Below are 13,165 nucleotides of genomic sequence, written 5' to 3'. Positions count from 1 at the left end.
CGCCATGACGACGATCGCGACGATGCCGACGTCCGTCCAAAAAGTGGTGTGCGAGGCGGTGCCGGATCTCGGCCACGCCACCTGGTCCAACGCCCTCGTGGTGGGCCAGGAGGTGGTGCTGTCGGGCCAGACCGGCCACCCCGCCACGCGCGCCGCCGCCGAGGCGGGCCAGCCGCTGGATGCCTACGCGCAGGCGATGGTGGTGCTGCGCAAGATCCAGTCGCTGCTCGAAGCGGCCGGCGGCGGCGTGCACAACATCGTCAAGCTCGTCGTCTACGTGACCGACATCGCCGACAAGGATGCGGTGGGCCGCGCCCGGCGCGATTTCTTCGCGGCCGCGCAGCCCGGCGCGCCGTATCCGGCGTCGACCCTGGTGGGCGTCAGCGCGCTCGTGTTTCCCGAACTGCGGGTGGAGATCGACGCCGTGGCCCGGCTCGACGTCGATCTGCGCCAGGCCGCTTGAAAAGAGGCTCCCATGTCTTCCCCGACCCTGAACGCCCTGGTCTACGCGATGCGCCACGAGGCGGACGGCATCGTCAGCGTCGAGTTCCGCCCCGCCGCGCCGGGCGTCGAGTTCCCGCCGTTCGAGGCCGGCTCGCACATCGACCTGCACCTGCCCAACGGCCTGGTGCGCAGCTACTCGCTGTGCAACCCGAGCAGCGACCGCGGCCGCTATGTCGTCGGGATCCTGAACGACCGCAAGAGCCGCGGCGGCTCGCGCTACGTGCACCAGCAGCTGCGCGTGGGCAGCACGCTGCCGATCTCGACGCCGCGCAACAACTTCAAGCTGCAGGAGGAAGCGCCGCGCTCGGTGCTGGTGTCGGGCGGCATCGGCGTCACGCCCATCTGGTGCATGCTGCAGCGGCTGGTGGCGCTGGGCCGGCCGGTGGAACTGGTGTACTGCGCGCGCACCCGCAAGGAGGCGGCCTTCATCGCCGACATCGAGGCACTGGCGGCCGACAAGGGCGTGGCCGTCACCTGGCACTTCGACGAGGAGCGCGGCGCGCCGCCCGCGCTGGCCGAGCTGCTGGCCGGCAAGGGCGCCGACAGCCACTTCTACTGCTGCGGCCCCACGCCGATGCTCGACGCCTTCGAGAAGACCTGCGAGCAGCTGGGCTACGCCAACGCGCACATCGAACGCTTTGCCGCGGTGCACGTGGAGGCGCCTGCCGCCACCACCACCTTCGTTGTCGAATGCGAGCGCAGCGGCAAGACGGTGGAAGTGCCGCCGGGCAAGTCGATCCTCGACAGCCTGCTCGACGCCGGCCTGAGCCCCGACCACAGCTGCAAGGAGGGCGTGTGCGGCGCCTGCGAGACCGCCGTGATCGAGTTCGACGGCGAACTCGACCACCGCGACGGCATCCTTACCAAGATCGAGCGCGAATCGGGCAGGACGATGATGATCTGCGTGTCGAGCTGCAAGGGCAAGCGCCTGGTGCTCGACGTCTGACGCGGCGCACGGCGCACGGCGCGCCGCGCCCCGCGGGGAGTCAGTCCCAGGCCGGTGCCAGCCCCTCGGGGTTGGCCAGCCGCTCGCCGCGGTCCAGCGTGGCGATCTGCGCCATCTCGGCCTCGCTCAGGCGCAGTTGCTGCGCCTTCAGGTTGCTTTCCAGGTTCGCCCGCTTCGTCGACGACGGAATCACCGCGTAACCTTGCTGCAGCGCCCAGGCCAGCGCCACTTGCGCGGGCGTGGCGCCGTGCGCGTCGGCGATCGCCTGGATCACCGGGTCGCCCAGCACCTTGCCGTAGGCCAGGGTCATGTACGAGGTGACATGCAGGCCCTGGCGCTTCGCGAACGCGGCGGCCGTGCGGTTCTGAAGGTAGGGGTGCAGTTCGATCTGGTTGGTGGCGATCTCGGCCGTGCCGAGGATGCCGATCGCCCGCTGCATCAGCGCCACCGTGAAGTTCGAGATGCCGATCTGCTTCGTCAGGCCCTGGCGCTTGGCTTCGGCCAGCGCACCGAGGTACTCGGCCATCGGCACCGCGCCGTTCGGCGAAGGCCAGTGGATCAGCGTCAGGTCGACCTGCTCGGTACGCAGCTTCACCAGGCTGTCCTTCAGGCTCGCGACGAGCTTGTCGCCGCCGAAGTGGTCGGTCCAGATCTTGGTGGTGACGAAGATGTCGCCGCGCGGCACGCCGCTCTCGGCGATGGCCTGGCCGACCTCGGCCTCGTTGCCATAGATCTGCGCGGTGTCGACCGCGCGGTAGCCCAGCTCCAGCGCCTGGCGCACCGAGTCGATGACGACCGCGCCCTTCAGGCGGAAGGTGCCGAGGCCGAAGGCGGGGAGGGTGTTCGTGTTCATGGGGGAAGTCCTTTGCGGTTTTCGACAGAAGTGCGTCAGTGCCCGGCCGGCACCGGGCCGCCGCGCACCGGGATGCCGGCACGGCGGTCGAGCGTGCCGCTCCATTGCGTCAGCAGCAGCGAGACGAGCACCACCAGCGCGCCGATCCAAGGCGTGTGCATCAGGCCCAGGTGGGTGACGATCAGCCCGCCGGCCCAGGCGGCACCGGCGATGCCGAGGTTGAAGGCGGCGATGTTCAGGCCCGAGGCTACATCCACCGCATGCGGCGTGAAGCGCTCGGCCTGCTTGACCACGTAGACCTGCAGGCCCGGCACGTTGCCGAAGGCGACCGCGCCCCACAGCAGCACCGCTGCCACCGCCAGCCACTTGTGGGGCGCCGCGAAGTTGAAGAGCAGCAGCACCGCGGCCAGCAGCGCGAAGATGATGCGCAGCGCCGGCACCGGCCCGAGGCGGTCGGCCAGCCGGCCGCCCCAGAGGTTGCCCACGGCCACCGACACGCCGTAGACCAGCATCACCCAGCCCACCGCGCCGGCCGAGAAGCCCGATACGTCGGTGAGGATGGGCGCGAGGAAGGTGAAGGGGATGAACGAGCCGCCGTAGCCGATGGCCGTCTTGGCGTACACCAGCAACAGCCGCGGCTCGGCCAGCACCCGGGCCTGCGCGGCGAGCGAGGCCGGCGGCTGGTGCGCGATGCCGCGTGGCACGAACAGCGCGCTGCCCACGAAGGCGATCACGCCGAGCGCCGAGACGGCCAGGAAGGTCTCGCGCCAGCCGAAGTGCTGGCCGATGAAGGTGCCCAGCGGCACCCCGGTCACCAGTGCCACCGTGAGGCCGGTGAACATGATGGCGATGGCGCTGGCGGCTTTCTCCTTCGGCACCAGGCCGGTGGCGATGGTGGAGCCGATCGAGAAGAACACGCCGTGCGCCAGCCCGGTGAGGATGCGCGCGGGAACCAGCGACTCGTAGCCCGGCGCCTGCCAGGCCAGCAGGTTGCCGGCCGTGAACAGCGCCATCAGGCCCAGCAGCAGCGCCTTGCGCGGCAGCTTGCCGGTGAGCGCGGTGAGCACTGGCGCGCCGACGGCCACGCCCAGCGCGTACAGGCTGACCAGCAGCCCGGCCGACGGCAGGCTCACGGCCAGGTCGGCCGCCATGGTGGGGATCAGGCCGACGATCACGAACTCCGTCGTGCCGATGGCGAAGGCGCTGAGGGTCAGCGCCAGCAGGGCGATGGGCATGGGGTCACTCCTTGGGAATGGGGCGGAGTGTGGGCCGGCTTGGTTTGCAGAAAAATGGGGTGATGGGTCAGAGATACTTGCTTCCACGTCAAGAATGGACGGAGCCCGCCATGCATCCCTTGCTCGACAACGTCTTCTGGCATGCCCTGACCGGCCCGCATGCCCGCTTTGCGGTAGGCGACGGCGGCGCGCGCCGCTTCGCGCCCGGCTTCTCGCCCATCGTCGCCTTTGCAGATCCGCAGCGGCCCGACCTCGCGGCCCTGGTGCCGCACTGCGCCGTCGGCGAGCGCTTCTACTGCGCCGGCTGGTCAGGGGCCGCGCCCGCCGGCTGGTGCGTGGAGCTGGAGGCCTCGATGCTGTGCATGGCCTGGCAGGGCGAGACGCCCGCGGAGGACGACGCGCCGGATGCCGTGCCGCTGGGCCCCGCGCACGTGGCCGAGGCGATGGCGCTGGCCGAGCTGACCCGGCCCGGCCCGTTCGGCCCGCGCACGCTCGAGCTGGGCGAGTACTTCGGCTGCTTCGAGGGCGGGCGGCTGGTCGCGATGTCGGGCGAGCGCATGGCCGCCGGGCCGCTGCGCGAGATCAGCGGCGTTGCCACCCACCCCGACGCGCAGGGCCGCGGCTTCGCGCGCCGGTTGATGCGCAAGCTGATCCGCCGCGAGCTGCTGCGCGGCGAGACGCCGTTCCTGCACGTGATGGGGGGCAACGCGGGCGCCGTCGCGTTGTACCGGCGCATGGGTTTCGCCTTGGCGCACGAAACGGTGGTGCGGGTGATCGCGCGCGCCTGATGCGCGGCGAGGTGCGATGAAGACGACCCTGGAGGAACTGCTGGTCCTGCGCACCGTCGTGGACACCGGCTCCATCACCGCGGCGGCCGAGCAGCTGGGGCAGACCGTTTCCGGCGTCAGCCGCGCGCTGCGCCGGCTGGAGGACAAGCTCGACACCACGCTGCTGAACCGCACCACGCGCCGCCTGGTGCTGACCGACGAAGGCAGCGTCTTCCTCGCGAAGGCCCGCGCCATCCTGGCGTCGGTCGACGAGGCCGAGGAGCAGATGGCCGTGCGCCGCGAGCAGCCCGCCGGGCGGCTGCGGATCAACGCCGCGCCGCCCTTCATGCTGCACGTCGTGGCGCCGCTGGTGGGCGAGTTCCGGGCGCGCTACCCGCAGATCGACCTGGAGCTGAACACCGACGACCTGCCGATCGACTTGCTGCAGCAGGACACCGACGTCGCGATCCGCATCGGTCCGCTGGGCGACTCGACGCTGCGCGCCCGGCCGCTCGGCCACAGCGCGGTGCGGGTGCTGGCGAGCCCGGCCTACCTGAAGGCGCACGGGCGCCCGAAGGAGGTAGCGCAGCTCGTCGCGCAGCACACGCTGCTCGGCTTCAACCAGCCCGAGTCGCTGAACCTCTGGCCGCTGCGCGGGCCGCACGGCGACCGGCTGCGTGTGGCGCCGGCCGTCAAGGTCTCCAGCGGCGAGACGCTGCGCCGGCTGGCGCTCGAAGGGGCGGGGGTGGTCAGCCTGTCCGACTTCATGACCGCCGAGGATCGCCGCCTGGGCACGCTGGTGCAGGTGCTGCCGCGCGAGACGGTCGAAGTGCTGCAACCCATCCACGCCGTGTTCTACCGAAACACGCAGCTGTCCTCGCGCATTGCCGGTTTTCTCGATTTCCTGTCGGCCCGTATCGCCCAGGCCGACTGGAGCTAGCGGTTTCAAGCCTCCCGCGCCACAACCCCCCGATGGAGGGGTCGCGTGGTTCTAGGGAGATGTGCATCTCACCTTTCACTTTCACTGCTTAGTGCAAGTCCTTATTTTTGAAGTCATTTTTGCTCTTCCTTACTTGGAAATGCGTCTGTAAGTAGTTGATTTCATTGATTTTTCTGACGCTTTGCGTTGACCCACCCTACACCCTCGGCTAAAGTGGGAGATAGTGGCGAATGGTGGGGGGAATTGGTGAGCTTGGTGTTCCAGGGTGGGTCAGCGTTGACGCTGGATGGCAAGGGGCGGATGACCGTCCCGTCGCGCCACCGCGAGCTGCTGTCCGCCATGGCGCAGGACAAGCTGACCATCACCAAGCATCCCAACCGCTGCCTGCTGGTGTTCCCGCGGCCGGCCTGGGAGCAGTTCCGGGACAAGATCATGGCGATGAACGCCGGCGGCGACGTGCTGCGCAGGTTGTTCGTCGGCAGCGCGGTGGATGTCGAGATCGACAGCGGCTCGCGCGTGCTGATCGCGCCCGAGTTGCGCGCTTGGGCCGGGCTGGAGCGCGAGGTGATGCTGGTCGGCACCGGCCACCGCTTCGAGCTGTGGGATTCGGCGCGCCTGGCGGCGCACGAAGAAGAAGAGCTGGCCAAGGGCGAAGTGACCCAGGCCTTCGCGGACCTGGGGCTGTGATGCAGGTGCCCGCGCTCTCGCACGTCAGCGTGATGCTGGAAGAAGCCGTGGACGGCTGGTTCACCCGGGCCGACGGGGTGTACGTCGACGGCACCTTCGGGCGCGGCGGGCATTCCCGGGCGCTGCTGCAGCGGCTGTCCCCGCACGGCCGGCTGATCGCCTTCGACAAGGATCCAGCCGCCATCGCCGCCGCTACTTCAGAGTCAGCGACGCGGGTTTCAGACCCGCGTTTCGCCATCTTCCACGCCAGTTTCCGCGACATGCGGGAGCGGCTGGCCGAGGCCGGCGTGTCCCAGGTCGACGGCATCCTGCTCGACCTGGGCGTCTCCTCGCCGCAGATCGACGACCCGCAGCGCGGCTTCAGCTTCCGCTTCGACGGCCCGCTGGACATGCGCATGGACCCCACCCGGGGCGAGAGCGCTGCGGATTTCCTGGCCCGCGCCGACCAGCGCCAGATTGCACAGGTGGTGAAAGACTATGGGGAAGAACGGTTTGCTCTGCCGATTGCAAAGGCGCTTGTTGCTCGGCGCGAAAGCGGGAATCCTGTTCGAACCACAGGCGAGCTTTCCGAGGTCGTGGCTCGTGCGGTCAAGACCCGCGAGCCGGGCCAGAACCCTGCAACGCGCACATTTCAAGCTCTTCGGATTTTCGTCAACGCCGAGCTTGAAGAGCTCGAGCAGACCCTGAGCGACACGGTCGACCTGCTCGCCCCCGGCGGGCACCTGGCGGTGATCAGCTTCCATTCGCTGGAAGACCGCATCGTCAAGACCTTCATCGCCCGCGAGAGCAAGGCCGAGTACGACCGCCGCGCGCCCTTCGCCGAGCCCAGGCCGACGCGGCTGGTGTCGCTCGGGCGCATCCGCCCCTCGCAGGCCGAGGTGGAGGCCAACCCGCGCTCGCGCTCCGCGATCCTGCGGGTGGCCGAGCGCAAGCCGGCCGGGGAGCAGCCCGCATGACCCGGCTCAACCTGCTGCTGCTGGCGGCGCTGCTGGCGAGCTGCCTCTACCTGGTGAAGACCACCTACGACACGCGGCGGCTGTTCGCCGAGGTCGAGCGTGCGAAGAACGTGCATGCCCGGCTGGAGGTCGACTTCAAGCGCCTGGAGGCCGAGCGCCAGGCGCAGGCGACGCACCTGCGCGTCGAGAAGGTCGCGCGCGACCGGCTGTCTATGCGCACCGCCACGCCCGCCGTCACGCAGTACGTCGGTGATCCGGGCGCGTCCGCGCCCGCCGCGGCCGGGGAGGGGCGCTGATGGGCCTTTTCCGCAACAAGCAGGGCGGCGATGCCCGCCAGCCGCAGAAGGCGCAGGGCGGCGGCCGGCGCCGCACCGCGGCCAACGTGCGCAGCCTGTCGTACTCGTCGAGCCCGCTGCTGGCGGCCAAGACGCCGCCGGGCCGCAGCAAGTTCCTGGTGGCGCTGGTGGGGCTGGGCTTTTGCCTGCTGGTCGGGCGCGCCGTCTACATCCAGGCCATCGGCACCGATTTCTACCTCGCGCAGGGCGAGAAGCGCTACGCGCACACGCTGGAGCTGCGTGCCAGCCGCGGCCGCATCCTCGACCGCAACGGCCTGCTGCTGGCCACCAGCGTCTCCGTGCCGTCGATCTGGGCCATCCCGCGCGACGTGAAGGCCACGCGCGAGCAGCGGCGGGAGCTGGCGCGGCTGCTGGAGATGCCCGTCGCCGAGCTGGACAAGAAGCTCGACGACGGCAGCCGCTTCGCGTGGCTCAAGCGCCAGGTCGACGACGCGCTGTGGCAGAAGATCCGCGCGCTGAAGGTGGAAGGTGTCTACGAGGTCAACGAGTACCGCCGCAAGTACCCCGAGGGCGAAGCGGCGGCCCACCTGGTGGGCTTCACCAACCTCGAGGACAAGGGCCAGGAAGGCATCGAGCTGGCGTTCGAGGACGCGCTGCGCGGGCGCAACGGCTCGCGCGAGGTCGTCAAGGACCGCCTGGGCCGCGTGGTCGAGGACATGGGCGAGCAGGTGGACGCCGCCAACGGGCAGGACATCCAGCTGTCCGTCGATTCCAAGGTCCAGTTCTTCGCCTACCAGCGCGTGCGCGATGCCGTGGCCGAGCACAAGGCCAAGGCAGGCAGCGTCGTCGTGCTCGATGCGCAGACCGGCGAGGTGCTGGCACTCGCCAACTACCCGAGCTTCGATCCCGGCGACCGCCGCAAGCTCACCGGCGCGCAGCTGCGCAACCGCGCACTGACCGACACCTTCGAGCCCGGTTCGGTGATGAAGCCGCTGATCGTCGCCTGGGCGCTCGAGAGCGGCCGCGTCCGTCCCGACACGCCGATCCAGACCGCGCCGGGGCGCATGACCATCACCGGCAGCACCATCAGCGACTCGCATGCATACGGCGTGCTGACGGTGAGCGAGGTCATCCAGAAGTCGAGCAACGTCGGCACCGTCAAGATGGCGATGCAGATGGACCGCAAGGAGATGTGGGACGTCTTCTCCGCCGTGGGCCTCGGCCAGAAGCCGCAGCTGCAGTTCCCCGGCGCCGTCACCGGCCGGCTGCGCCCCTGGAAGACCTGGCGCCCGATCGAGCAGGCGACGATGAGCTACGGCTACGGGTTGTCGGCCTCGCTGTTCCAGCTCGCGCGGGCGTACACCGTCTTCGCCCGCGACGGCGACGTGATCCCGATCTCGATGCTCAAGCAGGACCACCCGGCCGTCGGCATGCAGGTGTTCAAGCCGGAGGTCGCCCGCACCATGCGCCACATGCTGCACACCGTCACCCTGCCCGGCGGCACCGCGCCGCAGGCACAGGCGGTGGGCTACTCGGTGGGCGGCAAGACCGGCACCGCGCACAAGGTCGAGGGCAAGTCGTATTCCAACAAGTACCGTGCCTGGTTCGTCGGCATCGCGCCGATCAGCAATCCCCGCATCGTCGTCGCGGTGATGGTGGACGAACCCAGCAACGGCCAATATTTCGGTGGGCTCGTCGCGGCGCCCGTGTTCAGCCAGGTGGTGCAGAACACGCTGCGGATGATGAACGTGCCCCCCGACATCGACGTGCGGCCGCAGATCGTCACCCGTGACATCCCGGCCGCCCCTGAAAGTTTCTAAGTGTCCCTGACCCGCCTCAAGACCCCCGACGTCGCAGCCCGCTGGCTGCGCGAGTCGGTGACCGGCACCCTGCGCAGCGACAGCCGCCAGGTGCAGCCGGGCGATGGCTTCATCGCCTGGCCCGGCTACGCCACCGACGGCCGCCAGTTCGCGCGGGCGTCGCTGGTGGCCGGCGCCGCGGCCTGCCTGGTCGAGCACGAGGGCGTCGAGGCCTTCGCGTTCGACCACGAGCGCATCGCGTCGCTGCCGAACCTGAAGGCCGCCGCCGGCCCCATCGCCGACGCCTTCTTCGACCGCCCCAGCGCGTCGATGGACGTGGTGGCCACCACCGGCACCAACGGCAAGACCTCCACCGCCTGGTGGACGGCGCAGGCGCTGGCGATGCTGGGGCGGCGCTGCGGCCTGGTCGGCACGCTGGGCATCGGCGAGCCGCCGTCGCAGCAGGCGCCGCAGGGTGTGGTCGCGTTCACCGGCCTCACGACGCCCGACCCGGTCACGCTGCACCGCGCGCTGCGCGACTTCCACGCGGGCGGCGTGCATGCCTGCGCGATCGAGGCCTCGTCGATCGGCATCGCCGAGCACCGGCTCGACGGCCTGCGCATCCGCGTCGCGCTGTTCACCAACTTCACCCAGGACCACCTCGACTACCACGGCTCGATGGAGGCCTACTGGGCCGCCAAGCGCGCGCTGTTCGACTGGCCGGGCCTGAAGGCCGCGGTGATCAATATCGACGACCCGCAGGGCGCTGCGCTGGCGCGCGACCCGATCGCGGCCGAACGCTGGACGGTGTCGCTGCACCAGTCCGCCCGGCTGCGCGCGCAGAACCTGGTCTATGCGGACGGCGGCCTGGCGTTCGAGGTGCTGGAAGGCGAACGCCGCGTCACGGTGCGCAGCACGCTGATCGGTGATTTCAATGCCTACAACCTGCTGGTGGTGATCGGCGGCCTGCGCGCGCTGGGCATCTCGCTGAGCGACGCGGCCAGCGTGGTGCCGTTCCTCACCCCCGTGCCCGGGCGCATGCAGCGTGTGCATGTCGGCCCCCCGGCTGCCGAGTACGGCAGCCGACCCCCCGCGGGGGTCGAGCCGGGCTTGGGGCGGCCCGGCGCTCCGGCTCGCCCTGTCCTGCTGCCGGAGGTGGTGGTCGACTACGCCCACACGCCCGACGCGCTGGAGAAGGCGCTGCTCGCGCTGCGCCCGCTGGCGCAGGCGCGCGGCGGCCGGCTGTGGTGCGTGTTCGGTTGCGGCGGCAACCGCGACGCCACCAAGCGCCCGCTGATGGGGGCCGTGGCCGCCCGCCTGGCCGACCGCGTGCTGCTGACCAGCGACAACCCGCGCGGCGAAGCGCCCGAGGCCATCCTCGCGCAGATCGCCGCCGGCATCGAGCGCGGCCACCGCGACGCGGCGGTCATCGCCGACCGCCGCACGGCCATCGCCGAAGCCGTGGCCTCGGCCGATGCCGCCGACGTGATCCTGCTGGCCGGCAAGGGCCACGAGGACACCCAGGAGATCCAGGGCGTCAAGCACCCGTTCTCCGACGCCGTCGAATCGCTGGCCGTGCTGCAGGTGCGCGCCGCCGCGGGAGCCCAGCCATGATGACGCTCGCCGAAGCGGCCGCCCTGCTGCCCGACGCCACGCTGGTGGGCGACGGCGCCACGCCCCTGCTGCGGGTGCACAGCGACACGCGCACCCTGCAGCCCGGCGACCTGTTCGTCGCGCTGCGCGGCGAGCGGTTCGACGCGCACGACTTCCTGCCCCAGGCGCGCGCCGCCGGCGCGGCCGCGGCGCTGGCCGAGCACGGCCTCGCGGCCGCCGGCCTGCCCGGCCTGCAGGTGCCCGACACGCAGCGCGCGCTGGAATTCCTCGCCGCCGCGTGGCGCCGCCGCTGCGACCTGCCGCTCATCGCGGTGACCGGCAGCAACGGCAAGACCACCGTCACGCAGATGGTGGCGGCCATCCTGAGGGCCTGGCTGGGCGACGATGCCCTGGCCACCGAGGGCAACTACAACAACCACATCGGCGTGCCGCTGACGCTGCTGCGCCTGCGCCAGGATGCGCAGCGCTGGCACCGCGCCGCCGTGGTCGAACTGGGCATGAACCACCCCGGCGAGATCGCGCTGCTCGCGCGCATTGCGGCGCCGACGGTGGCGCTGGTCAACAACGCGCAGCGCGAGCACCTGGAATTCATGGCGACGGTGGAGGCGGTGGCGCGCGAGAACGGCAGCGTCATCGAGGCGCTCGGCCCGACCGGCGTGGCCGTGTACCCCGCCGACGACGCGCACGCGCCCGTCTGGCACGAACTGGCCGGCCCGCGGCCGCAGATCACCTTTGCGCGCCGGGGCACGGCCGACGTGACCTGCGAGGCCCTGTGGCTCGCCGGCGAGGCCCCGCATTGGGCGGTGACGCTGCACACGCCGGCGGGCCCGGCCTCGCTGGCGCTGCACGTGGCCGGCGAGCACAACGTGAAGAACGCGCTCGCCGCGGCGGCGTGCGCGCTGGCCGCGGGCGCGCCGCTCGCCGCGATCGTGCAGGGGCTGCAGGCCTTCCAGCCGGTCAAGGGCCGCTCGATGGTCAGGCCGGTGCAGATCCAGGGGCGCCCCGTCACGCTGATCGACGACACCTACAACGCCAACCCCGACTCGATGCGCGCCGCCGTCGACGTGCTCGCCGCCTTGCCCGGCCCGCGTGCGCTGCTGATCGGCGACATGGGCGAGGTCGGCGAACGCGGCGCCGAGTTCCATGCCGAGGTCGGCGCCCACGCGCAGGCGCAGGGCATCGACTGGCTGTGGGCGGCCGGCGCGGCCAGTGCCGACGCGGCGCGGGCGCATGGGCAGTCGCGCCATTTCGCCACCGTCGACGAACTCATCGCGGCGCTGGGCGAACTGCCCGCGGCCGCGTCCATCGTCGTCAAGGGCTCGCGCTTCATGCGCATGGAGCGGGTCGTCGCCGCACTGCTGGCAGGGGGTCGCGATGCTGCTTAGCCTGGCCCAGTGGCTGCAGACGCTCTACCCGGAGGACCTGGGGTTCCTGCGCGTCTTCCAGTACCTCACCTTCCGTGCGGTGCTCGCGGCGATGACCTCGCTGCTGATCGGCCTGGCCTTCGGGCCCTGGGTCATCCGCCGCCTCACCGCGCTGAAGATCGGCCAGCCGATCCGCGAGTACGGCGTGCAGACCCACCTCGCCAAGAGCGGCACGCCCACGATGGGCGGCGTGCTGATCCTCATCGGCATCGGCGTGTCGACGCTGCTGTGGTTCGACTGGGGCAACCGCTTCGTCTGGATCGTGATGCTGGTGACCTTCGGCTTCGGTGCGATCGGCTGGGCCGACGACTGGCGCAAGGTCGTGCAGAAGAACCCCGAGGGCATGCCCTCGCGCGAGAAGTACTTCTGGCAGTCGGTGATCGGCCTCGTCGCGGCGGTGTACCTGGCGTTCAGCGTCTCCGAGACCTCCAACCTGCGCGTGCTCGAACTCTTCCTGCAATGGGTGAGCAGCGGCTTCTCGAACGAGCTGCCGCCGAGCGCCGACCTGATGGTGCCGTTCTTCAAGACGGTGAGCTACCCGCTCGGCGTGTGGGGCTTCATCATCCTCACCTACCTCGTCATCGTGGGCAGCAGCAACGCCGTCAACCTCACCGACGGGCTGGACGGCCTGGCCATCATGCCGGTGGTGCTGGTGGGCTCGGCCCTGGGCGTGTTCTCGTACGTCGTCGGCAGCTCGGTGTATTCCAAGTACCTGCTGTTCCCCTACATCCCGGGCTCGGGCGAGCTGATGATCTTCTGCGCCGCGATGGCCGGCGCGGGCCTGGCCTTCCTGTGGTTCAACACGCACCCCGCGCAGGTCTTCATGGGCGACGTCGGCGCGCTGGCGCTGGGCGGCGCGCTCGGCACCATCGCGGTCATTACGCGGCAGGAGATCGTGCTCGCGGTGATGGGCGGCGTGTTCGTCGCCGAGGCCCTCTCGGTGATGGCGCAGGTGGCGTACTTCAAGTACACGAAGAAGCGCTACGGCGAGGGCCGGCGCATCCTGAAGATGGCGCCGCTGCACCACCACTTCGAGAAGAGCGGCTGGCGCGAGACGCAGGTCGTCGTGCGCTTCTGGATCATCACGATGCTGCTGTGCCTGATCGGGCTGGCCAGCCTGAAGCTGCGTTGAGGCGGTGACGAC

Annotated in this window: 13 protein-coding genes; 11 read left to right on the top strand and 2 right to left on the bottom strand. The window is 70.6% G+C overall.

Going from position 1 to position 13,165, the window contains the following annotated elements:
- The first annotated feature begins 4 nt into the window (after positions 1 to 4).
- Together V4F39_RS13195 and V4F39_RS13190 are read left to right on the top strand one after the other, a co-directional pair.
- Positions 5 to 463, top strand: a complete 459-nt coding sequence (locus V4F39_RS13195; RefSeq protein WP_332289950.1) for a RidA family protein — start codon at positions 5 to 7, stop codon at positions 461 to 463.
- A gap of 12 nt (positions 464 to 475) precedes the next feature.
- On the top strand, positions 476 to 1,450 hold the full coding sequence (locus V4F39_RS13190) for a PDR/VanB family oxidoreductase (RefSeq protein WP_332289949.1): 975 nt from the start codon (positions 476 to 478) through the stop codon (positions 1,448 to 1,450).
- A gap of 40 nt (positions 1,451 to 1,490) precedes the next feature.
- Here the strand turns inward: V4F39_RS13190 and dkgB are convergent, their stop codons facing one another.
- Positions 1,491 to 2,303 carry a 2,5-didehydrogluconate reductase DkgB gene (gene dkgB, locus V4F39_RS13185; RefSeq protein ID WP_332289948.1) on the bottom strand — a complete coding sequence of 271 codons (813 nt, stop codon included), beginning with the start codon at positions 2,301 to 2,303 and terminating at the stop codon, positions 1,491 to 1,493.
- 35 nt (positions 2,304 to 2,338) lie between these two features.
- A complete protein-coding gene (locus V4F39_RS13180; RefSeq protein WP_332289947.1) occupies positions 2,339 to 3,538 on the bottom strand; it encodes an MFS transporter in 1,200 nt (399 codons plus the stop codon).
- Positions 3,539 to 3,648: 110 nt separating this feature from the next.
- Here V4F39_RS13180 and V4F39_RS13175 point away from each other — a divergent pair, with 110 nt between their 5' ends.
- From V4F39_RS13175 to mraY, 9 genes are all read left to right on the top strand, one after another.
- Positions 3,649 to 4,326 (top strand): GNAT family N-acetyltransferase, encoded by a 678-nt coding sequence (locus V4F39_RS13175; RefSeq protein WP_332289945.1) that lies wholly within the window; start codon positions 3,649 to 3,651, stop codon positions 4,324 to 4,326.
- Between the two features lie 16 nt (positions 4,327 to 4,342).
- Positions 4,343 to 5,245 (top strand): LysR substrate-binding domain-containing protein, encoded by a 903-nt coding sequence (locus V4F39_RS13170; RefSeq protein ID WP_332289944.1) that lies wholly within the window; start codon positions 4,343 to 4,345, stop codon positions 5,243 to 5,245.
- Between the two features lie 255 nt (positions 5,246 to 5,500).
- A complete protein-coding gene (gene mraZ, locus V4F39_RS13165; protein ID WP_332290558.1) occupies positions 5,501 to 5,932 on the top strand; it encodes a division/cell wall cluster transcriptional repressor MraZ in 432 nt (143 codons plus the stop codon).
- The gene (gene rsmH / locus V4F39_RS13160) at positions 5,932 to 6,888 is read left to right on the top strand and encodes a 16S rRNA (cytosine(1402)-N(4))-methyltransferase RsmH (RefSeq protein ID WP_332289942.1); all 957 of its coding nucleotides are present in this window, start codon (positions 5,932 to 5,934) and stop codon (positions 6,886 to 6,888) included. The genes mraZ and rsmH overlap by 1 nt, the downstream gene beginning before the upstream one ends.
- On the top strand, positions 6,885 to 7,184 hold the full coding sequence (gene ftsL / locus V4F39_RS13155) for a cell division protein FtsL (RefSeq protein WP_332289940.1): 300 nt from the start codon (positions 6,885 to 6,887) through the stop codon (positions 7,182 to 7,184). Before rsmH ends, ftsL begins: the two co-directional genes overlap by 4 nt.
- Positions 7,184 to 9,004: a peptidoglycan D,D-transpeptidase FtsI family protein gene (locus V4F39_RS13150; RefSeq protein WP_332289938.1), complete on the top strand. Its 1,821-nt coding sequence runs from the start codon at positions 7,184 to 7,186 to the stop codon at positions 9,002 to 9,004. Before ftsL ends, V4F39_RS13150 begins: the two co-directional genes overlap by 1 nt.
- A complete protein-coding gene (locus V4F39_RS13145) occupies positions 9,005 to 10,597 on the top strand; it encodes a Mur ligase family protein (protein WP_332289937.1) in 1,593 nt (530 codons plus the stop codon).
- Entirely contained in the window at positions 10,594 to 11,982 is a 1,389-nt protein-coding gene (locus tag V4F39_RS13140; protein ID WP_332289936.1) for a UDP-N-acetylmuramoyl-tripeptide--D-alanyl-D-alanine ligase, read from the top strand. The genes V4F39_RS13145 and V4F39_RS13140 overlap by 4 nt, the downstream gene beginning before the upstream one ends.
- The gene (mraY, locus tag V4F39_RS13135) at positions 11,972 to 13,153 is read left to right on the top strand and encodes a phospho-N-acetylmuramoyl-pentapeptide-transferase (protein ID WP_332289935.1); all 1,182 of its coding nucleotides are present in this window, start codon (positions 11,972 to 11,974) and stop codon (positions 13,151 to 13,153) included. The genes V4F39_RS13140 and mraY overlap by 11 nt, the downstream gene beginning before the upstream one ends.
- Positions 13,154 to 13,165: the final 12 nt, after the last annotated feature.

The sequence above is a fragment of the Aquincola agrisoli genome (genome assembly GCF_036621135.1).
GTDB lineage: Bacteria > Pseudomonadota > Gammaproteobacteria > Burkholderiales > Burkholderiaceae_C > Aquincola > Aquincola agrisoli.
The sequence above is the reverse complement of the archived record's forward strand: the minus strand, read 5'-3'. Positions and strand labels throughout refer to the sequence as shown.